Source organism: Arthrobacter sp. MA-N2 (assembly GCF_000517125.1).
In the GTDB taxonomy this organism is placed as follows: Bacteria; Actinomycetota; Actinomycetes; order Actinomycetales; family Micrococcaceae; genus Arthrobacter; species Arthrobacter methylotrophus.
On record NZ_AQRI01000026.1, the window covers coordinates 1 to 18,002 of the forward strand.

The 18,002-nt window shown below is 61.3% G+C and carries 24 protein-coding genes and 1 pseudogene; 7 read left to right on the plus strand and 18 right to left on the minus strand.

Going from position 1 to position 18,002, the window contains the following annotated elements; translation table 11 throughout:
* The first annotated feature begins 128 nt into the window (after positions 1 to 128).
* The 3 genes from A3M3_RS28655 to A3M3_RS28380 all read left to right on the plus strand — a co-directional run bounded on the left by A3M3_RS28655 (position 129) and on the right by A3M3_RS28380 (position 2,788).
* On the plus strand, positions 129 to 1,148 hold the full coding sequence (locus A3M3_RS28655) for a kelch repeat-containing protein (protein ID WP_051422858.1): 1,020 nt from the start codon (positions 129 to 131) through the stop codon (positions 1,146 to 1,148).
* Positions 1,149 to 1,411: 263 nt separating this feature from the next.
* A complete protein-coding gene (locus A3M3_RS0100010) occupies positions 1,412 to 1,924 on the plus strand; it encodes a mismatch-specific DNA-glycosylase (protein WP_028264574.1) in 513 nt (170 codons plus the stop codon).
* Positions 1,925 to 2,293: 369 nt separating this feature from the next.
* The gene (locus tag A3M3_RS28380; RefSeq protein WP_269317234.1) at positions 2,294 to 2,788 is read left to right on the plus strand and encodes a GNAT family N-acetyltransferase; all 495 of its coding nucleotides are present in this window, start codon (positions 2,294 to 2,296) and stop codon (positions 2,786 to 2,788) included.
* An 11-nt stretch (positions 2,789 to 2,799) separates the two neighbouring features.
* Here A3M3_RS28380 and A3M3_RS0100020 read toward each other — a convergent pair whose 3' ends face one another.
* Complete coding sequence (locus A3M3_RS0100020) at positions 2,800 to 3,216, minus strand: GNAT family N-acetyltransferase (RefSeq protein WP_028264575.1); 417 nt, start codon at positions 3,214 to 3,216, stop codon at positions 2,800 to 2,802.
* A gap of 106 nt (positions 3,217 to 3,322) precedes the next feature.
* Positions 3,323 to 3,847 (minus strand): AAA family ATPase, encoded by a 525-nt coding sequence (locus A3M3_RS0100025; protein ID WP_028264576.1) that lies wholly within the window; start codon positions 3,845 to 3,847, stop codon positions 3,323 to 3,325.
* 223 nt (positions 3,848 to 4,070) lie between these two features.
* Between A3M3_RS0100025 and A3M3_RS0100030 the strand changes: the two genes are divergently transcribed.
* Genes A3M3_RS0100030 through A3M3_RS0100040 form a run of 3 tightly spaced genes read left to right on the plus strand, consistent with a single transcriptional unit; the run spans position 4,071 to position 6,865 of the window.
* Positions 4,071 to 4,667 (plus strand): recombinase family protein, encoded by a 597-nt coding sequence (locus tag A3M3_RS0100030; protein ID WP_028264577.1) that lies wholly within the window; start codon positions 4,071 to 4,073, stop codon positions 4,665 to 4,667.
* Positions 4,668 to 6,056 carry a Mu transposase C-terminal domain-containing protein gene (locus A3M3_RS0100035; RefSeq protein WP_442853086.1) on the plus strand — a complete coding sequence of 463 codons (1,389 nt, stop codon included), beginning with the start codon at positions 4,668 to 4,670 and terminating at the stop codon, positions 6,054 to 6,056.
* Between the two features lie 2 nt (positions 6,057 to 6,058).
* A complete protein-coding gene (locus A3M3_RS0100040) occupies positions 6,059 to 6,865 on the plus strand; it encodes an AAA family ATPase (RefSeq protein WP_028264579.1) in 807 nt (268 codons plus the stop codon).
* Between the two features lie 30 nt (positions 6,866 to 6,895).
* On the opposite strand, the gene A3M3_RS23340 is transcribed toward A3M3_RS0100040, so the two are convergent.
* From A3M3_RS23340 to A3M3_RS0100110, 14 genes are all read right to left on the minus strand, one after another.
* The gene (locus tag A3M3_RS23340) at positions 6,896 to 7,234 is read right to left on the minus strand and encodes a recombinase family protein (RefSeq protein WP_331280349.1); all 339 of its coding nucleotides are present in this window, start codon (positions 7,232 to 7,234) and stop codon (positions 6,896 to 6,898) included.
* A gap of 136 nt (positions 7,235 to 7,370) precedes the next feature.
* On the minus strand, positions 7,371 to 7,838 hold the full coding sequence (locus tag A3M3_RS0100050; RefSeq protein ID WP_028264580.1) for a hypothetical protein: 468 nt from the start codon (positions 7,836 to 7,838) through the stop codon (positions 7,371 to 7,373).
* A 74-nt stretch (positions 7,839 to 7,912) separates the two neighbouring features.
* Positions 7,913 to 8,215, minus strand: coding sequence for a hypothetical protein (locus A3M3_RS0100055; RefSeq protein ID WP_028264581.1), 303 nt, complete (start codon positions 8,213 to 8,215; stop codon positions 7,913 to 7,915).
* Positions 8,212 to 8,991 carry a ParA family protein gene (locus tag A3M3_RS0100060; protein ID WP_028264582.1) on the minus strand — a complete coding sequence of 260 codons (780 nt, stop codon included), beginning with the start codon at positions 8,989 to 8,991 and terminating at the stop codon, positions 8,212 to 8,214. Before A3M3_RS0100060 ends, A3M3_RS0100055 begins: the two co-directional genes overlap by 4 nt.
* A gap of 89 nt (positions 8,992 to 9,080) precedes the next feature.
* Complete coding sequence (locus tag A3M3_RS0100065) at positions 9,081 to 9,416, minus strand: hypothetical protein (RefSeq protein ID WP_028264583.1); 336 nt, start codon at positions 9,414 to 9,416, stop codon at positions 9,081 to 9,083.
* 101 nt (positions 9,417 to 9,517) lie between these two features.
* Positions 9,518 to 9,913 (minus strand): hypothetical protein, encoded by a 396-nt coding sequence (locus tag A3M3_RS0100070; RefSeq protein WP_028264584.1) that lies wholly within the window; start codon positions 9,911 to 9,913, stop codon positions 9,518 to 9,520.
* A 62-nt stretch (positions 9,914 to 9,975) separates the two neighbouring features.
* Complete coding sequence (locus A3M3_RS0100075) at positions 9,976 to 10,179, minus strand: type II toxin-antitoxin system HicA family toxin (protein WP_028264585.1); 204 nt, start codon at positions 10,177 to 10,179, stop codon at positions 9,976 to 9,978.
* Between the two features lie 52 nt (positions 10,180 to 10,231).
* Positions 10,232 to 10,417, minus strand: a complete 186-nt coding sequence (locus tag A3M3_RS0100080; protein ID WP_028264586.1) for a hypothetical protein — start codon at positions 10,415 to 10,417, stop codon at positions 10,232 to 10,234.
* A gap of 25 nt (positions 10,418 to 10,442) precedes the next feature.
* Positions 10,443 to 10,772, minus strand: coding sequence for a hypothetical protein (locus A3M3_RS0100085; protein ID WP_028264587.1), 330 nt, complete (start codon positions 10,770 to 10,772; stop codon positions 10,443 to 10,445).
* A gap of 304 nt (positions 10,773 to 11,076) precedes the next feature.
* Complete coding sequence (locus tag A3M3_RS0100090; protein WP_028264588.1) at positions 11,077 to 11,319, minus strand: glutaredoxin domain-containing protein; 243 nt, start codon at positions 11,317 to 11,319, stop codon at positions 11,077 to 11,079.
* Positions 11,320 to 11,376: 57 nt separating this feature from the next.
* Positions 11,377 to 11,727, minus strand: coding sequence for a hypothetical protein (locus A3M3_RS0100095; protein WP_028264589.1), 351 nt, complete (start codon positions 11,725 to 11,727; stop codon positions 11,377 to 11,379).
* A gap of 640 nt (positions 11,728 to 12,367) precedes the next feature.
* The gene (locus tag A3M3_RS0100100) at positions 12,368 to 12,604 is read right to left on the minus strand and encodes a hypothetical protein (RefSeq protein WP_028264590.1); all 237 of its coding nucleotides are present in this window, start codon (positions 12,602 to 12,604) and stop codon (positions 12,368 to 12,370) included.
* Between the two features lie 76 nt (positions 12,605 to 12,680).
* Complete coding sequence (locus A3M3_RS0100105; RefSeq protein WP_028264591.1) at positions 12,681 to 13,556, minus strand: ArdC-like ssDNA-binding domain-containing protein; 876 nt, start codon at positions 13,554 to 13,556, stop codon at positions 12,681 to 12,683.
* A 604-nt stretch (positions 13,557 to 14,160) separates the two neighbouring features.
* On the minus strand, positions 14,161 to 14,550 hold the full coding sequence (locus A3M3_RS0100110; protein WP_028264592.1) for a heavy metal-responsive transcriptional regulator: 390 nt from the start codon (positions 14,548 to 14,550) through the stop codon (positions 14,161 to 14,163).
* Between the two features lie 155 nt (positions 14,551 to 14,705).
* Between A3M3_RS0100110 and merA the strand changes: the two genes are divergently transcribed.
* Positions 14,706 to 16,148 carry a mercury(II) reductase gene (gene merA / locus A3M3_RS0100115; RefSeq protein WP_028264593.1) on the plus strand — a complete coding sequence of 481 codons (1,443 nt, stop codon included), beginning with the start codon at positions 14,706 to 14,708 and terminating at the stop codon, positions 16,146 to 16,148.
* A gap of 18 nt (positions 16,149 to 16,166) precedes the next feature.
* On the opposite strand, the gene istB is transcribed toward merA, so the two are convergent.
* Together istB and A3M3_RS23345 are read right to left on the minus strand one after the other, a co-directional pair.
* A complete protein-coding gene (istB, locus tag A3M3_RS0100120) occupies positions 16,167 to 16,982 on the minus strand; it encodes an IS21-like element helper ATPase IstB (RefSeq protein WP_028264594.1) in 816 nt (271 codons plus the stop codon).
* A pseudogene (locus tag A3M3_RS23345) lies at positions 16,979 to 17,959 on the minus strand (Mu transposase domain-containing protein); the annotation flags it as partial. The gene istB and the pseudogene A3M3_RS23345, both read right to left, overlap by 4 nt.
* Positions 17,960 to 18,002: the final 43 nt, after the last annotated feature.

Here is an 18,002-nt window from a genome sequence, read left to right on the forward strand (position 1 = left end):
GATCTGCTCCGTACCTGAACTTCGTGAAGGGGTTCCACGACAACTATCAAGAGTGGCATACAGCCAGATTTCGGAATCGCTTTCCGCCGGAACTAACCAAGGAACCTGCGGTAACAGCAGCAGAGCCGATGACTAAAGCCCGAACAGAGCACACGGCCACGCTCCTGACCGTTGGTACAGTACTCGTTGCCGGAGGGGAGCGCGACGGTGCTTTGCGCAGTGCCGAGTTGTTCGACCCAGCAACTGGACTTTGGCAGAAGACAGCCAAGATGGCGACTGCCCGAAGTTCACACACAGCGACACTGCTGCCAAATGGAACAGTCCTGTTTGCTGGGGGATCGATTTACTGGTGGGAACCCATGGCAAGTTCCGAATTGTTCGACCCAGCAGCCCGACTTTGGCAGAACACAGCCAAGATGGCGACTGCCCGAAGTTCACACACAGCCACGCTACTGCCCAATGGGAAAGTCTTGGTTGCCGGCGGATTGGCCGAATATGGAGCCCCCTTGGCTAGTAGCGAGCTCTATGACCCAGCGGCTGGAACGTGGACTGCAACGGGCAGCATGGCAGTTGCCCGCCACGGCCACTGTGCCACCCTGCTCCTCGACGGCACTGTGCTTGTCTGTGGCGGTTACGCCAACCCCCAAAGATTGGACCCAGCCGAGCTTTACAACCCACAGACCGGAACCTGGTCCACCGTGGCACGTATGAAAGTTGCCCGCTCAAGCCACTGCGCGACCCTTCTATCCACGGGCTCGGTGCTTGTAACCGGGGGCTTCGACAGGGGCGTCGCCATCGCCACGACCGAACTGTATAAACCTGCGACCGAAACGTGGTCGGCCACGGCAGATCTGAAAGTCGCCCGCTACGATCACAGTTCCACACTGATGCCCGATGGCACGGTCCTTGTTGTCGGTGGAATGACGGGCTCAGACGAGCGCATTGACAGCGTCGAACTGTTTGACCCCCTGCTTGAGACGTGGTCACTACAGACTGGCCTTGGAGACGTCCGCAGCGACCACACGGCAACACTGCTCGCCAACGGCACTGTTCTTATCGCAGGCGGTACGGTAGGGAACGGGGACGACAGCGAACCGACCGCAAGCGCAGTTGCTTACCTCAAACCCTGCAAAGGAGTCAGCCCATGAAGTCGTGGGACTGTTCTGGACCAGATTGATAGTCACGTTGCTCTGCCGCGATCCACACCTTCGATGGGCAATCAACCCCCGATTCTCGGTTCGCTGTTTTCTCGGCATCCTTCGTTTGCAAGAATCAGGGGATCCGGTCTGCCTGAGGCGAAAGGAGCCCTGAGGTGGCGTCTGAAAAGTGCAATGTCCAACGCTAAGCCTCAGTACGCCCGGAAACGGTGGAAGCCCGATACCATGAGGCGCCTAGGCGAAGGAGGCGGGGAATGGATAGAGCGGGTCTGCCGGACCGGATTGCTGCAGGAATGCAGCTGCTCATCAGTGGGGATATGCCAAAGCCAGGTGGCAAAAGCCTCCAAAAAGGCCACTACTACGCGGACGGCGGCAATGCGTTCTGGGGCCTTCTCTACGACTCCGGGCTGACCTCCGAGGCGTTGACCTGGCAGGACGACGAAGACCTTCCGCGACTGGGGATCGGTTTGACCGACCTGAACAAGTCCGACGAACTTGGCGCCGGCCACGCACGGTTGGAGGCACTGGTGCGCGAGTTCCGGCCTCAGTGTGTGGCTTTCAACGGCAAGGGTGTTGCCGAGGATTACGTCGAGCACGCCGATCCCGGTCAGAGTGTCGAGATGGGCCTTCAGTACTGGAGAATCGCTGGTAGCGAAGTGTTCGTGCTGCCCAGCAGTTCCGGTGCGAACAGGGGCGGAGATCGGCTCGATTGGTGGGCGCGGCTAGCCCTGCATCTGGGGAGACGCAGCGACAAATTGGGGGAGTAGGCCGACATCTGGAACGGCGCCTGTATGAGCGGAGCCCCATGGCGGCCTCCCGGGCGGGTCCGTCCTCCTGAAGCGTTGATCTTTGCACGCGGTGTTTCGCGCATGGAGCCAGCCGTTACTTTGGCGCGCACACGGCAGGCGTTACACCGCGAATCCTTGGATGCCAGGGGCAGGAGGGAAAACCAAGTGCTGTCTTGCGAACGATCGTTTGCAAGATACGTTCTATTCCTCACTAAGCCCACGGACACGAATCGGGCCGACTGCGCTACAAATGTATGGATGGAAAATCACAACAGGAACAGGCGGCCCGCGCCACTAATATTCCGCGCGGGAACCGAGGCGGACTTCCCTGGATGCGCAGAACTCTGGATGAACGCCCTTGCCGTTCGTGATGGCACACACAGCGATCAACAAGTGAAGCGCAGAGCAATGGCAAAACTCACCGTCCCGGGAAGTATCCTTACCCTCGCGGAAAGCGGCTCAAGGACCTATGGGTTTGCGCTGGCAATAGATAAGACTCCGCCGGCTGCTGCACGAGCGGCTCACCTCACGCTGCTGGCCGTTGACCCCGCGATTCAGTCCCGCGGACTGGGGCGAGCCTTGCTTGCAAACATCACTCAGTCACTCGTGATGGAGGGATTCGCAGAGGCGACCCTCGGAGTGCTAAAAGAAAACCTTTCCGCCCGCAAGATATATGAAAGTGCGGGTTGGCAGGTTACCGGGCATGGGGTCTTTGAAGATTCCGGACGTCCCTGCATCCACTACTCACTAGGCCTGGCTGCCGCTGCACCAAGCGCCAACAGCGCCGTGAAAAGCCGCCATTTATCCCCGAAGGTCACACATGACGGCCATAAGGCGTCCTAGTGACGGATGGGTCAGCGCACTCGTGCCATCATTCTTGATGGCTCAGTCAGTTCTGTGAAGCCATATTGGGCGTAAAGCCCGTGAGCATCTGCCGTTGAAAGTAAAATCCGTTTCAGGCCTAGAGGTTCCAGGTCCGCCAATACACCGGCGGCGAGCATCTTCCCGATGCCTTGACCGCGGGCTTCGGGCGCAACGAACACGTCGCACAGCCAGGCAAACGTAACGCCGTCAGTCACGACGCGAGCGTAGGCCACCTGCTCTCCAGTCCCGACGTCGTAGACCCCGTAGTTCCGAGAGGCGTCGATAGCTGCATCCTGCTGCTCACGACCCCGACCTTGCGCCCAGTAGGACTGCTCGCTGAGCCACTGGTGTACGCGGCCACGATCAACTATGTCCGCTTCGGCGGAGAAAAAATATGGCTCAGACATGACCACCACCCTAGGGGAATGGGGCAATGCAGTTTCAAACCATGGAACGTCCTTCCCGATTCGGGATCCTCTTGGCGGAGACACGCAGGCCGGACGTTCGGCACTTTCAGCGGCCAAGCACCGAGTCCGCGATCTGCTGCGCAGCTTGGTCCGGCGTGATGTCTGTGGTGTCGATGACCTCCGCTTCATTGTGTAGCCAGGTACGAGCTGCGTCCGCGTATGGTTCCAAATACGAGAAGCGGAACGTCGAGGGGCCGAGAACTTTGTCGTTCTGTATGCGGTCGTGCAGCGCCGCTTGGTCGGCATGGAGCACGAAATGCCGGATCGGTATGCCGTGCTTCGTAAGACCGTCGCTAATCTCCCGCCAGTAGCTCTCGACCAGGACAGTCATTGGCATCACGAGTGTGCCTCCGGTGAACTCAAGCACGCGCCGTGCGGTTTCAACAACGAGCGGCCGCCATGGCTCCCAGTGCTGGAAGTTGCCCGTTGCGGGAAGTCCCGGCCTAATGTCCATGAGCACCTCGCCGACCTTTTCGGCATCGAGGACGCGGGAGTCGGGCAGCATTCGCTGCACAAGCGCACTCGTTGTTGTCTTTCCCGCTCCGTGGGTGCCGTTGAGCCAAACGATCATGGACTGAACTCTAGTCACACGAAGTGTCCTTGTAGTGCCCGTAAGCCGGTCCCTTGCGGGACTTGGAACCGTTGTGCAGACGACTTCTGACATTCCGTGCAGACGACTTCTGAAAATGACAGCAGCTTGAGAAAGCCGGGCCCGCTGACGTCTCGGAAACACGTCTCACCATAAATCGTCTCAACGGGGGCCTATGACGGGTTTTCTGAGTCAAAATAGCCTAATGAGACATTTGGGTTATACGCGGGTGAGTACTTCGAGCCAGGATGCCCAGCTGCAACTCGACGCACTCGTCTCCGCCGGCGTGCAGAAGCGCGACGTTTTTGCCGATGTCACCTCGGGAAGCAAGACGGCGATCGAGCGGCCTGGAATGAAGAGGCTCCTGGAGTATGCAGAGGAGGGCGACATCGTCGTTGTGTGGCGGGTCGATCGGCTGGGCCGGTCATTGATCGACGTGCTGAACACCGTGAACCTGCTGCGCGAACGCGGCGTCCAGGTCCGATCCATCTCAGACGGCATCGACCCGGCGACCTCGACGGGTCGGTTGATGTTGAACATGCTCGCCACGTTGGCCGAGTATGAGCGCGAGCTGATCATCGAGCGCGTCAATGCCGGCATCGCCGCTGCCAGGCAGAACGGAACACGCTTTGGCCGCCCGCTGACGGATCCGCTTGTCATTGCGGACAAGCTGGCGATCGCGCAGGACGCCCGGGCGAAGGGACGCACCGCCGAAGACGCGGCCCGCCTCGTGGGCTGGAGCCGTGCGACTCTTTACCGCCACCAGCAAGCCCTCGCCGTGCGCGAGGGCATCAAGATGTAGGTGCTCCTGACCGGCGATGAGCGCTGGAGAGTCCTTCGACTTCACGTCGAGGACCAGATCCCGCTTGCCGCCCTCGCCCGCGAAACTGGGATCAGCACCCGCACTCTTCAACGTTGGCTTCGGCTCTACCGAGCTGGTGGTGCGAGTGCCCTCGACCTGGGACCGCGCGCCGATGCCGGCACGCGGCGCATAGACCCCGGAGTGGTTAGGTTTATCGAGGGACTTGCACTGACGAAGCCCCGTCCGAGCATGGCAACGCTGCACAGACTCGCCGCGGCCGAAGCGGGCAGAAGAGGCGCGCTGGCGCCGAGCTACTCCGTCGTCCGCAAGATCGTCCAGGCCCTAGACCCTGCCCTGGTGACCCTGGCTCTCGAAGGTCCTGGATCGTACAGGGACCGGCATGAACTTGTCCTTCGCCGCCGCGCCGACCGCCCAAACCAAATCTGGCAAGCTGACCACACCCAACTCGACATCCTGATTAGCGGCGCCACCGGGAAACCTGACCGGCCATGGCTGACGACAGTGATGGACGATTACTCCCGGGCGCTCTGCGGCTACACCGTCTTCACCGGTGCACCATCAGCACTGAACACCGCCTTGGCACTCCGCCAGGCGATTTGGCGCAAGAGCGACCCCAGCTGGGTAATGTGCGGGCTGCCCGACATCCTGCACGTGGACCACGGCTCCGACTTCACCAGCCACCACCTCGAACGCACCGCCATCGAGCTGCACGTCCGCATCATCCACTCGACCATCGGCCGCCCGCAGGGCAGAGGAAAGATCGAGCGGTTCTTCGGGACCATCAACACAGAAGTTCTCTCCACCCTCCCCGGGCATCTTGGATCGCGGGACGGGAAACCACGCGCCGCGCTCGACCTCCCGGGACTAGATCGCGCCATCGGAAGCTTCGTCGCCGCCTACAACGACCGGCCCCACAGCGAACTCGGTGTCTCACCACGGGATGCTTGGGTCGCGGACGGTTGGCTTCCCCGGATGCCCGAATCCCTGGAGGACCTCGACGGGCTACTCCTGACGGTTCCAAAGAACCGGACCGTGCAACGCGACGGCATCCACTTTCAAGGCCAGCGCTACCTCTCGCCCACGCTGGCGCCCTTCGTGGGTCAAACCGTCACCATCCGCTACGACCCGCGGGACGTATCCGAGATCCGCGTCTATGACCATGACACGTTCGTCTGCGTTGCTGTTGACGAAGATCACCCCAACCTTCGTTTGAGTCTGCGGGACATAGAGGCCGCACGCAGAGCGCGCCGGAAAGAACTGCGCCGCACCATCAACGACCGCATTCCGTCAGTCACCAGCCGCGACGAACCGCACATCACTGAACCAGTACGGCGCCGGCGCCGGCTGCGCACCTACGAAGAGGACTAATGATGAACCCCACCTTCATCGTCACCAAGGAACACCGGCGCTTCAACGAGTTTGCCAACGCAGTCCGAAAAGAACGAACAATAGGGATCTGCCACGGGGACGCCGGGGTGGGCAAAACACTCTCCGCGCGCCGCTACGCAAACTGGGATGACCTTGAGCCCTACATCACCGAGTGGGGACCACGCGGCGACCAGGACGAGAAGCACTATGCACTCGCCAACCGTTCCCGGACCGTTTTTTACACCCCGGACGTTCTCTGCCGACCCAAAAGCCTTATGGAGGACATCCACCGGTACCAGGTGAGAGTTGGCTCGTGCATTGATGAACACCTGCACAAGCTCGATGCCGCACCACGCTCGATGAACAGAGTCACCACACTCGTTGAGCTGCTCATCATCGACGAAGCCGAACGGCTTAACGCGACAGCCCTTGAACTCCTCCGTGACAACCACGACCGAACCCACCTGCCGATGATCCTCATCGGCATGCCCGGCATCGACCAACGATTTCGGCACTACCCCCAGCTATACAGCCGCCTCGGCTTCTCCCACCGGTACCGCTCCCTGGGCAGAGATGAACTCCTCTTCGTTTTGGACCGACACTGGAAACGCCTTGGACGGACCCTCGACCCCGATGATTTCACCGACGCCCAGGCAATTGCCGCAGTAGAACGCATCACCCGTGGCAACTTCCGTCTCCTCGAACGGCTATTCCCACAGATCACACGCGTCCTAAAAATCAATCAACTCGAAACCATCACCGACGACGTGGTAGAAGCAGCAGCAAGCATCCTCGTCATCGGCAACTAGCGACACAGAGCGAACACAAAAAGCCGCCACCTAACACCAACATCCACAGGTGGTATCGACCTCCGGTTCGGTCAGGGATCGGATGTTGATGCCGCGCTCTGCCAGCTCGCTAATGAGCTGGAACAGGTGCCACTCCCCCGACACCCTGTCGAGTCGGTGGACCAGAAGCGTGTCGCCGTCCCGCATGTAGTCCAGACATGCAACCCATCGGGGCCTGTCTCGGATTCTGCTGGAGTCCCCGTGGTCAGTGAATACCCTCGATGCTCCTGCAGCTGTGAGGGCGTGCTCCTGGTATTGCGGGTCCTGGTCTCGGGTGGACACTCTGGCGTAGCCGATAACGTTCAATGTGCGGCTCCTCTCTGCCCACAAACCTAGCGGCCACGGAAACGGGCAAAACCGTTTCGTGCAACGGTTTCGTGCGCTCTGCGCTGGGTGTGTCGCGGAACGGGCGAGCAGCGCACGGAATCGGCGGTTTCCGTGCTGGGCGTGGCCAGTACGGAGAGAATCAGGGATTCAGATGCAGGGGGGTGTCCCATCGCTGGTAGCCCTCATCGACTGAGCTTTGCGCATATAGTGTGCTGCGCTTCGGGATCTTCCTTAGGAGCCTGTCCAAGAAGCCATGTTCCTTGTACACAATGGTGATTATTTCAACGCTGCTGGAAGGGCTTACGGAGACGAGTTCCGTGTCCCCTCGCCGATACACCTTCATAGGGAAGCCTGCGCCACTTGCGACTGCAAACTGGAGTCCAGAGCACATCTGTCCGTACTCAAATCGCCGTATCTGCGCTGGCTTTCGGTGGATGCGCTCCAGCCTCCAGTAACCTCCGCCGACGGCCGTGAACGTCCAAGGCGATTCCATGCCGACTTGGCGCCAGTCGAGATAGGCCACCGCCAGGGCAAGCAGGGCGATCCCGGTTCCGAAGATGCTCACGATCAGCGCCCACAGGGCGAGAATGTCTCCAGTTTCCGTCACAGTTCAAGCCCTTCCCAAAGATGTTAGTTCGCTTCCCCACCCACCTCCGGGTACGGTTCAAGCCTTCGTCGGTCCTACTGTTGGCGGTATTTGGCCCAGTGGGCAAGCACTGCCTGTTCCACGATGGCCCGCTTGGTGAGCTTGGTCTTGAACTTGGTGAAATCGATGGTCTCGAAAACCTCGTCACTGACCTGAAGGTTGAGGTCTCGCGGGGCGGCGGCAGCTGCCGGCTTCTTGGCGGCCGCCGGAACGGACCTTTCCGAAGCAGGGGCCGGCGCCGCTACCTGCGGCGTCTCGATAGGATCTACGTGCTCATCGGGGGCCGGCTTGATCAACATCTTGGTGCGTCGGTTCCCCAGGTCCGGCTTCTCGGTCATCGGATCACTTTCTTGAATAGTTCGGTGTAGGCATCAAGGACTACGCGCCCACTCGGATAATCGCCGTACCACTCCCCCGTGAGACGGACCTGCTCCACGATGGTGCGCTTGGGAACCATCGGTGTCAGCAGCAAGCCTGTTTCTTCGAGGTCATCGAAGGAGACCCGCTCAACGAGCGGCTGGGCCACTGCCCTGTCATCTATGGCGGCCGCGATGATGCCCACCTCCTCCAGCGAGTCGGGAGCCCCGATTCGTGTCAGGTTCTTCTTGAACTGGGTCACCGTCTGCCGTGCCCCAACAACACCGTCCACGCCGTCTCCTGAGAGCTTCGAGGCGTAGACGATGGAATCCGCGGCTGTCAGTGCGCCCTTGATGAGCGGGCCGCCCTGCCGGTTGGGGCAGTCAATGATCACCAGGTCAGATTCCAGCCCGACCAGCGAGGTTTTCAGCCGGAACTCCGCACTGTCGGAATACTCGGCTTCCCTGTTGCTGACGTTCCTCGCCGCCGGGATGATGCGGAGGTTTTCGGACCAGCCCGGAACGGGAATGCCCAGGCCTTCCGCGTAGCCTTCGCAGTCGTCATGCGCGAGGATCGCTCCGACATGTAGGTGGTCCTCTTCGGGGGCCACTCGCGCCCACTTCGTGGTGGCGGCCCGCGGGTCTAGGTCAACCAGCGTCACCCGCCGGCCATTCCTGGCCGCAATGACGGCCAACGAGACCGCCGTGGACGTCTTGGTGACTCCACCGCTCTCTGAGTAAATCGCTAGTACCTGCATGAGACGAATCTACATTCCTTCCAATCTACATTTCTGGATATACACGCTGCTTGAAATATAGATTTGTTGTTTTCTTGGTTTCTACATTCCTAGATTTCTTTGGACGTCGGCCCGTCCGTCAGCTCGCGTTCCGTGTTGAGCTGCGCGTGCACGCTTTCCATTAGTTGCGACAGTCCGGCGGCTTCCCAGGATCCGGGCCGGTTATCCAGAAGGTTGTAGCCCTCTGCCACTTCCCGTTGGGCTTCCAGCATTCCGGCATAGACAAGCTCGCCTATGTCGGTCCCGGCTCCGAGCTGGCGCAGGATTGCGTCTTTGATGGCTTCGACGTCCTCGTGATACTCCTGGCTTCGGGTCTCCAGTTCTTCGGGCGACTTGCCTGCGATAGCGCGGGCCTCAAATCCTCCGGGGATGATCTTCTGTGCCATAGTTCCGTTCTCCTTGATCGTTTGGGTTCCAGGGGCCGGCCACTTGAACCGGATTCGCGTTGCGTCTGGATTTACAGAAATCTTGTTTTGTAGATTTCTGGTTATGCTTCGGCGGGCTTCTTTGCTTTGAGCTGGGAGACTCGCTGGGTGGAGATGCCGAGCATGCGGGCGACTTCGGTAATGCTGAACTGCTCGCTGAGTTCTGCGACGACGGCACGTGATTCCGCGGCACCCTTAGCGGAAAGCTCCTGGGCTTTCTCAATGTCTTCCCGTGCCTGGGTCCAGCGCTTCATGGCTTCGTCAGGGGCTCGGAGGCTGACATTTACCTTAACCTCGTCGGGGTCGAGGTCGAGCACGGCGGCCGCAAGGTCCGTGGCCATGTCCTGGATGTCTTTCGCTCTGCTGGCCTGCGTGACCTGATCCAACTCGTGAATGTGGATCATCCACCACTTGCCCTCTTTGTGGGCTACAGCTTCGAGCTCGCGCTTGACGGTCATTTCTTCCTCTCGTACTGCCGGGCGGTGGGCCGGTAGGGGCCTTGCGGCCCCTACCGGGAAGGCTACTGCCAGCCGCTCGGCGTGGTCGGCAGTCCCTTGGCGATCTGCCGGACGACTCCGGGGCTGATGGTCCGGTGCCGGGGAACAGCCACGGTGACTGTCCCGTCCGGCGAGGCCCATACGTCATGCTTGCCCGTCTGCCGAATAATCCTCCATCCGGCCTTGGTCAGTTCCGCCTCGGCTTCTTTCCTTTTGATTTCCTTCATAACTCTATTCTAGCCCCCCTTGCATGTCAATTGCAAGGGGGGCTAGGAGAAACTAGAAGATCTTGGGAGCCGTAGTTTTTGCTTCGCTTGCGGCCGCGACTTCCTGCGCCAGTGCGAGCGAAGCGTATGCCTGCGCCATGGTGGCCTTGATAGCGGCGGCTGCCGTGGCATCCTCTGGAAGTTCCTGGGCAGCTTCGGCGAGAAGTGCCTGGGCTTCAGCGGCGTAGGTGTTTTGCATGTTTCTCCTTTGGATTGGTGGGGGACTAGGACGAACGGAGCTGGTACAGGCCTCCGAACCCCTTGGGCCTTGGGTAGGGGCAGGGCCAGCCGCCCGCACGGACGAGGGCAACCTCCGCCAGTGTGTAGAACGGTTCTGTGATCGCGAGCTGGTGCATGTAGGCGCAGCGGCCGTCAGCCATCATTTCGTGTTCCTCGTCGAGGCGGTCCTGAATGCGTGGCTTGGTCCGGGCATTCTCCGCGCCCCAATTGGAGTGGCACGCGGGGCAGTAGGCAACTTCGTAGGATTCTGCATCAAGGATGGTGGGGAAGCTCTGCGTGTCGAAGAGTGCGAGCTGTCCGGCCAATTCACTCATGGTCTTGGTTCCTTTCGCGTTCTAAGCTGTTGAAAAGCGGGGCGGGAACTAAAAAAGGGTTTGCTGGGTCCATGCCGGTGGTGTTCCTGGTCCAGGTGTTCGATCAGTAGCGCCGCGGCGTCCTCCGGAGTCGGTCCCCAGAACCTGGGGTTTTCTGTCCAGTGGCAGACCGTGCAATCCGAGTGCCAGTGGCTCCGCCAATCGGGGCAGCCCTTCAGCGGAAACGGGCCGGAGCAGCACCACGATGTTGAGTCGACCCGTCCCCGTCCCTGGATCTTCTCGGCCTGTTCCTTGGTCAGTGCCATCAGGATTCCCTTCCGGCTAGCGTCAGAATTTTGTCGGGGCGGAAGCCGGCCCAAATGTCGGAGTCCGTGACAACGACGGGAGCCGACATGTGGCCGGCCTTTTTGAACGCTTCGCGGTCAGCCTCAGTCATTTCCCGGACTTCATAGGTGATCCCCGTGCGGTCCATGGCCTTCTTGGTGGCGGTGCATTTGCTGCATTCGCGGCCGGTTTCGTCGGTGATTGTGTAGACAGTGGTGGTCATGGCTCCTGCTCCTGGGGGATCGGGGGTGGCCGGGGATCCCCGGCCACCTGTGGGTGTCTAGACGAGTTCGGCAGCTGGAAGGCGGATATCGAAAAGGCGCTCTGCCAGTCGGATCAAATGGGCGGGAGCGTCGGCGTCCCAGCCGTGATCTGTGCGGCCGAGGTAGAGGGCGTTGCCTGCAACCTCGGGCAGATAGAGCCCTGTCTCGTGAAGCAGTTGCGTGGCCCTGACGTTGGGGCGGAGGTTCCTGCTGTCTGCCCTGAGGTAGACCTGCCAGTCACCGCTGACGATGCAATCGAGTGGGCCGTAAACGGCTTGGAGTGTGCCTTGGCGGACATCCAGATTCTTTGCTGTTACGTCCTCGCTGAGTCGGGCTGGAACAACCAGGGCAATGCATTTCTGAATCATTGTGGTTCCTTCCGGTGGGCTTCTTGATACTTCTATTCTATCCCCCCTAGGAACTTCTACGCAAGTCCCCCTAGGAGATTCAGAGGAAGTTTTCCGGATTTCTTGAAATGTAGATTTCTGGTTTTATGCCTTTACAGAAACCGAGACTTGCCGTGCATAGCGTCACGCTGGCCTGCGGAACCCCTGTGGTGGTTAACCGCCGCTCTGCAGCTTGTGGTTGTCACCGCCCGTAACCACACTGGAAGCCCCCCGAGCGCCTTAGAACCTGCCCAAGGGCTTACGGTGCCATCGCTCCGGACCCCGGCCCCGCACACCGAATATGTGTCGTCCCGGCTGAAAAAAAACCCAACCACCACGACCAGGGGAGACGGCCACCCGATGGCTTGGACCATGGGGGACTTGCCCCGGCTTGTAGGACTCCTACACCCGACGTTTCTGGTCAGCGTCTCCGAATCAGCGTGTTCTAGGCTTTTTGGGTCGCCGCGGTGACCTGGTGCCGGCGGATCCTGGTTTGTAGGTACTCCACAGCCACGACGTCCGGGGAGACGGCAGCGGTACGCCTGGGGCCATGGAACTTTGCCGTGGACCGCCGGCCGAGCTTGCGAGGACGGCGGCGGCCTTTCGGCCGCCGCTTACTGGTCTATTTGCTGCGGGCCTCGTTGATGGCTGCGCGCAGTTTCCGCGTGAACGCGGGATCTTTGGTTCGGGCGCATTTCTGGCATTTCTCCCAGCGGTAGCCTTTGCCTCCTCCGCCTTCGTAGGCCATCGTGAGCTTTTCGCGGCACTTCACGCAGTGAGTGGGGTGCTCGCCGTTGGTGTAGATCAATGGATCGGGCGCGATGGCGAAGAGTTCACCCTGGCCTTCGAGCTGCTGCAAGGTTGCTCCTTCGGTAAGTGGGGTGGCCCATTTCGGGCCACCCCGTGGCCCTAAATGGGCCGGAATTGGGTTTGCTCTATGCAGCTTCGTCGTCGGTGTCGAGGGCTTCCGCGAGCTCGTGGACGGCGCGGAGAACGTTAGCGGCGGTGGCCTTAATAGTTTCCATGTCGGCCTTGGCCCATCCGGCGACGTAGCCGACACTGTAGGCGCTGGTGTCCAGTCCGAGCATTCCGGCCATGACGTAGGCCACGCTTTCGGCTTCGGTTTCCTTGACGCCTCTGTGTGCCACGTATTCTTTGTGGTCCTCCTCGGCGTGCAAGATCACGTGGGCGGCTTCGTGGATGGCTGTCTTGGCTGCCTGCGCGGGGGAGAGGTTCGCGTCGATCACCACGCGGCGCGTGCCGTCCGTGGTGGTGTAGCCGTTGACTTCGCCGGGGATGGCCTCGTGGGTGACGCTCCAGCCGCGCGCGGTCAGAAATTCTGTGACGTTGGCGACGATGCCCAGATCATCAGAGCCGGTCAGGCGGCGGGCGGGGCTGCTGTAGTCCTCGGCCCCTTCGATGACGTCGGTCTGTGAGATGTCGAAAACGGAGAGGATGGGGAAGCGGACGACGGTCTTTTCCTCGTCCTCGCCTGTGGCCTCGTTGGTTTCGGTGACCTTCTTCGTGCTGTAGCCAAAAATCCTGATGGCCTTCTCACCCTTGCGGACCTGACGGCCGAGGTCCTGCCACTTGCGGAAGCCTGCAACGCGGCTCGCGATGTTGCACTGCGAGAGGATCAAAATCACGTTGTTGAGGCTGTAGGCGTGGAATGCCTGGGCAAAGGCGAGAAACTTCATCCACTCGGCCGAGCTGGTGAACGTTTCGATTTGAGCGGTGAGCTGTGCGTGAAGGGCTTCGGCCTGAGCCTTGCGCTCTTCGGCTGTCTTGCGGGTTTTGGTGGCGGTGGCCATGGTTCGTGTTCCTTCCGGATGGGCTGCTTTCTTATATCTATTCTACCCCCCCTAGGAGATTGATTGCAAGTCCCCCTAGGAACTTCTAGGAAGTTTTCCGGATTTCTTGGAATGTAGATTTCTGCTTTTCCAGAAATGACGGGACTTGCCATTGCTTGGATCACGCGGGCCTACGGCACCAAGTGGTGATTGTCGCCGTCAGCCATTGTGGTAATCACCGCCCCCAGCCCGAGCAGGAGCCCCCTGCGCGCCTTAGAACCTGCCCAAGGGCTTACGGTGCCATCGCTCCGGAACGCGACCCCGCACACCGAATGTGTGTCGTCCCGGCTGAAAAAAACCCAGCCACCACGACCAGGGGAGACGGCCGCCCGATGGCTTGGACCATGGGAAACTTCGCCGTTGCGCTGTGCCCACTGTGGGTGATTGTGTCAACGTGATCGGAGCCCACTAGGACGGCCCGAACGGTACCCACCAGCCGGACGCCCGGGGACGATGTTGCGAAGTTGCCCAGGCGCTCTTTGTCTGCGTTCTGGCCCTGTGAAACCACTGCCACGGGTCGGGACGAAATCCGAGGTCCCGAAGCAGGCGTCCTTGGAGGAGGGTGTCAGAGGTAGCTGCAGATACGTCCGGGATCGCAGCTTGCGTCGGTCCCGGCATCGGCGTTGGCGTGGAGGCCGGCGACGACGGATCGCAACGCCATCAGTTCAGCAATCTGGTGGTCCAGGTCGGCCAGCTGGTTGGAGAGCAGGTCCTGGACGTGGGAGCAGGGGGCTTCTCCGGCGTCACGGAGGCCAAGAATTTCCCGTATCTGCGTCAGGGCGAGGCCGGCGGCTCGTCCGCGGCGGATGAACTCGAGCCTAGCCACGGAGTCTTCGGTGTAGTCCCGGTAGCCGTTAGAGGATCTTTTCGCTGCCGGGAGAAGCCCGCTGTCCTCGTAGAAGCGCAACGTCTTCGTCGTCATCCCTGCCGCTGCCGCGGCCTCACCGATACGCATCATGAACCCATTTCTTAGCAGGCCACCAGGACGGCGATTCCTTGACATTCCAGTGTAGGGGAAGGTTGAGAATGAGATGCAGAGCAGGTCTTCGGCTGAAGGCCCGCCATGGCTGAGCAGCAGTTGTGCTCCCCTCGCATCTTTAGGAGTCCCTCATGTCGGTAATACCTTTCGATTATGACCTGGCCATCATCGGTTCCGGCGGGGGTGCTTTCGCTGCTGCCATCCGGGCCACTAATCGCGGCAAGCGGGTGTTGATGGTTGAGCGCAGCACTGTGGGTGGCACGTGCGTGAACACGGGCTGCATCCCGTCCAAGGCCCTGCTGGCCGCCGCGGAAGCCCGCCACGTCGCCGTGGACGCTTCCGGGCGTTTCCCGGGCATCAGCACCTCCTCAGCGCCGGTGGATATGCCCGAACTGGTCGCCGGGAAACGGTCCCTGGTCGAAGCCATGAGATCAGAGAAGTATGTGGACCTCGCCGCGGACTACGGATGGAAGCTTCAGCAGGGGACGGCGGCGTTCGCCGGCACCGCGGCCGCACCGGTTTTGAATATCACCGTCCCGGGCGGGACCACCGAGACAGTGAGCGCCGACCATTATCTGGTGGCAACTGGCTCCACCCCCTGGATCCCTGAAGTACCGGGAATGGACGACGTGGATTATCTGACGTCCACGAGTGCGATGGAGCTGCAGGAAGTTCCCCCTTCGATGCTGGTGTTGGGCGGCGGGTACGTGGCACTGGAGCAGGCGCAGCTTTTCGCCCGGCTCGGAACGAAGGTGACCATGCTGGTCCGCTCCAGGCTCGCCTCGGCCGAAGAGCCTGAAGCCGGGAACGCCCTCGCCGGTGTCTTCGCCGACGAGGGCATCCGGGTCGTCCGCCGAGCGACAGTGTCCAAGGTAGGCTACGATCCGGCCACCGGGGACGTGGTCGTAGACGCTTCCGTCTCAGGAGGACAGGAGGAGTTCAGGGCCGCGCGCCTGCTCGTGGCAACAGGCCGGCGCCCGGTCACGGAGGATTTGAACCTCTGCATGGTCGGCGTCGAAACCGGGAACCGCGGTGAAGTCCTGGTCGACGGGAGCCTTCGCAGTACTAACCCAAGGATCTGGGCAGCGGGTGACGTGACGGGGCACCGGGAGTTCGTCTACGTAGCCGCCGCGCACGGTGCCCTGATGGTGGAGAACGCCTTCGAGGGTGCCGGTCGCGAGGTCGACTACCGGCACCTGCCCCGGGTCACGTTCACCAGCCCTGCCTTGGCGGCCGTCGGGATGACGGACAAGGAAGCGAACCAGGCAGGGATCCGGTGCATGTGCCGGGTTCTGCCGCTCAAATTTGTCCCCCGCGCGCTGGTGAACCGTGACACCCGTGGCTTCATCAAGATCGTTGCCGACGCTGGCACCGGTCAGATCCTAGGGATCACTGCCGTGGGAAAGGAAGCCGGGGACATCGCCGCCGCCGGGGTCTACATCCTTGAAGCCGGGATGACCGTGGACCAGGTCGCGAATCTCTGGAGCCCGTATCTGACCATGGCCGAAGGCATCAAAATCGCAGCCCAGTCCTTCACTACTGACGTCTCCAAACTGTCCTGCTGCGCGGCATGATGTGGCCAACGACAACCTCTAGTGCGCGTTCCTCGTCAGGCTGTGGGCGAGGCGGTAGGAGTCGGTACCGGTTTCGATGATGGTGCCGTTGAAGGTCAACCGGTCAACGATCGCGGCGCAGAGCCGGGGGTCAGTGAACGTCTTGGTCCAGCCGGAAAACGACTCGTTACTGGCGATGGCGATGGAGTTCTTTTCTTCGCGTTCGGTCAGGACCTGGAAGAGGAGTTCGGCTCCTCTGCGGTCCAGTTCCATATAGCCGAGCTCGTCAATGCACAGCAGGTCCACCCGGCCGTATCTGGCGATGGTCTTGGCGAGGACTTTCTCGTCGGCGGCTTCGACGAGCTCGTTCACGAGCCGGGTGGCCAAAGTGTATTTGACCCGGTATCCCTTCTCAGCTGCAGCGGTTCCCAGCCCGATAAGCAGGTGGGATTTGCCTGTTCCGGAGTCCCCAATCAAGCAAAGCGGTGCACCTTTCCGGATCCATTCGCCGGTAGCGAGGGTATGGATGGTAGCGGGGTTGATGTTCGTGTTCGCGTCGAAATCGAAATCACCGAGCCATTTGTCCCGCGGAAAGTTCGCGGCTTTGACGCGTCGGATTGAGGAGCGACGGTCCCTGTCATCGCACTCGGCCAGCAACAGCTCGGCCAGGAAGCCTTGGTAGGAGAGTTGTTCCTTCCCCGCCACGGTCAGAGCCTCGTCCAGGACCGCCCGGACGGTGGGCAGGCGCAATCGGCGGCAGGCCTGGTCCACGGCGGCAACCGCTGCCTGTTCCGTCAGGCCGCGGCGCCGGCGCAGGGTTGGAGTGATGGTGGTGGCCGGTGCGGTGGGGCTCATGAGATGTTCTCCTTCGACGCGGTTCCTGCGGAATGTTCGGTGCGTTTGGCCAGCAGCTCGTCATAGGCGCTGATTGTCGGGAGCGGTCGCTTGTCCGGAGGGAGCCCGGCGATGACAGTCGCCGGGTCCATCAGCCGACGCTGGGTTAGGCTGACAACTCGTTGCACTTTCGCTTCAGCATGTGCACCGCGATGACGGTCAGGATGGGACCCACCAGCGGGGATGCTGGAGGCGTGTCTGCGGGCTTCAACCGCTACGACGTCGGCGCTGACGGCACCTACTCCAAGTGCTGCGGAGATCCCCGCCTCGATGTCTTCGGCTTCCATCGAGCGGTGCAGCAGCAGGACGTCAATCAGTTCACGGGTCCCCTCGGCATCGCCGTTGACCCTGCGCGAGGCAGACCAGAAGGCCTCATGGGCGCTGGTGAAAGCACCTGACTCCCGCGCCCTGGCCAAAGCCGTGGAACCAGGCAAAGCGCCGGGCTTGGTCTTGAGGACCTCCAGATAATGGTCCAACTGGACCGACTGCCCACCCTTGGCAATAATCCGCTGATGCCGGGCCGCCACCGCGCGGCCGTCGAACACCACAACTTCGGACGCCCGCAAGGAGACCCGGACCCTCCGGCCGATGAACCGTGCTGGCACCGAGTACTTCACCATCCGCACGGTAATCATTGAGGACCGGTCCACTCTCGGGTTCAGCACCAGACCGGGATCGAACTCTTCGGCCGGCAACGATGCCAGGAACGGGCGCTCGGCGGCGAAGTCCTGGCCGATGGTGCGAATCCTGCCATCGATCCGCCGCTGATCGTCTTGGACCTCCCGGCCCCGGATCCGGTCGTTGAGGTCCTCAAGGGACCTCGTCACGGGCATCGGCGTAAGCCGGTTGCGGCGGAACCAACCCACCTCGCCCTCGACCCCGCCTTTCTCGTGAGCGCCGGCAAGACCTGGCTGGCAATAAAAGGCATCAAATCCATATTCTCTGAACTCGCTCGAAAGGGATGGCTGGCGCTGTCGGTGA

Coding starts and splice junctions, on each gene's coding strand:
- A3M3_RS28655 (WP_051422858.1), top strand. CDS start 129: ATGACTAAAGCCCGAACAGAGCACACGGCCACGCTCCTGACCGTTGGT.
- A3M3_RS0100010 (WP_028264574.1), top strand. CDS start 1,412: ATGGATAGAGCGGGTCTGCCGGACCGGATTGCTGCAGGAATGCAGCTG.
- A3M3_RS28380 (WP_269317234.1), top strand. CDS start 2,294: ATGAACGCCCTTGCCGTTCGTGATGGCACACACAGCGATCAACAAGTG.
- A3M3_RS0100020 (WP_028264575.1), bottom strand. CDS start 3,216: ATGTCTGAGCCATATTTTTTCTCCGCCGAAGCGGACATAGTTGATCGT.
- A3M3_RS0100025 (WP_028264576.1), bottom strand. CDS start 3,847: ATGATCGTTTGGCTCAACGGCACCCACGGAGCGGGAAAGACAACAACG.
- A3M3_RS0100030 (WP_028264577.1), top strand. CDS start 4,071: ATGAGACATTTGGGTTATACGCGGGTGAGTACTTCGAGCCAGGATGCC.
- A3M3_RS0100040 (WP_028264579.1), top strand. CDS start 6,059: ATGAACCCCACCTTCATCGTCACCAAGGAACACCGGCGCTTCAACGAG.
- A3M3_RS0100055 (WP_028264581.1), bottom strand. CDS start 8,215: ATGACCGAGAAGCCGGACCTGGGGAACCGACGCACCAAGATGTTGATC.
- A3M3_RS0100060 (WP_028264582.1), bottom strand. CDS start 8,991: ATGCAGGTACTAGCGATTTACTCAGAGAGCGGTGGAGTCACCAAGACG.
- A3M3_RS0100065 (WP_028264583.1), bottom strand. CDS start 9,416: ATGGCACAGAAGATCATCCCCGGAGGATTTGAGGCCCGCGCTATCGCA.
- A3M3_RS0100070 (WP_028264584.1), bottom strand. CDS start 9,913: ATGACCGTCAAGCGCGAGCTCGAAGCTGTAGCCCACAAAGAGGGCAAG.
- A3M3_RS0100075 (WP_028264585.1), bottom strand. CDS start 10,179: ATGAAGGAAATCAAAAGGAAAGAAGCCGAGGCGGAACTGACCAAGGCC.
- A3M3_RS0100080 (WP_028264586.1), bottom strand. CDS start 10,417: ATGCAAAACACCTACGCCGCTGAAGCCCAGGCACTTCTCGCCGAAGCT.
- A3M3_RS0100085 (WP_028264587.1), bottom strand. CDS start 10,772: ATGAGTGAATTGGCCGGACAGCTCGCACTCTTCGACACGCAGAGCTTC.
- A3M3_RS0100090 (WP_028264588.1), bottom strand. CDS start 11,319: ATGACCACCACTGTCTACACAATCACCGACGAAACCGGCCGCGAATGC.
- A3M3_RS0100095 (WP_028264589.1), bottom strand. CDS start 11,727: ATGATTCAGAAATGCATTGCCCTGGTTGTTCCAGCCCGACTCAGCGAG.
- A3M3_RS0100105 (WP_028264591.1), bottom strand. CDS start 13,556: ATGGCCACCGCCACCAAAACCCGCAAGACAGCCGAAGAGCGCAAGGCT.
- A3M3_RS0100110 (WP_028264592.1), bottom strand. CDS start 14,550: ATGCGTATCGGTGAGGCCGCGGCAGCGGCAGGGATGACGACGAAGACG.
- merA (WP_028264593.1), top strand. CDS start 14,706: ATGTCGGTAATACCTTTCGATTATGACCTGGCCATCATCGGTTCCGGC.
- istB (WP_028264594.1), bottom strand. CDS start 16,982: ATGAGCCCCACCGCACCGGCCACCACCATCACTCCAACCCTGCGCCGG.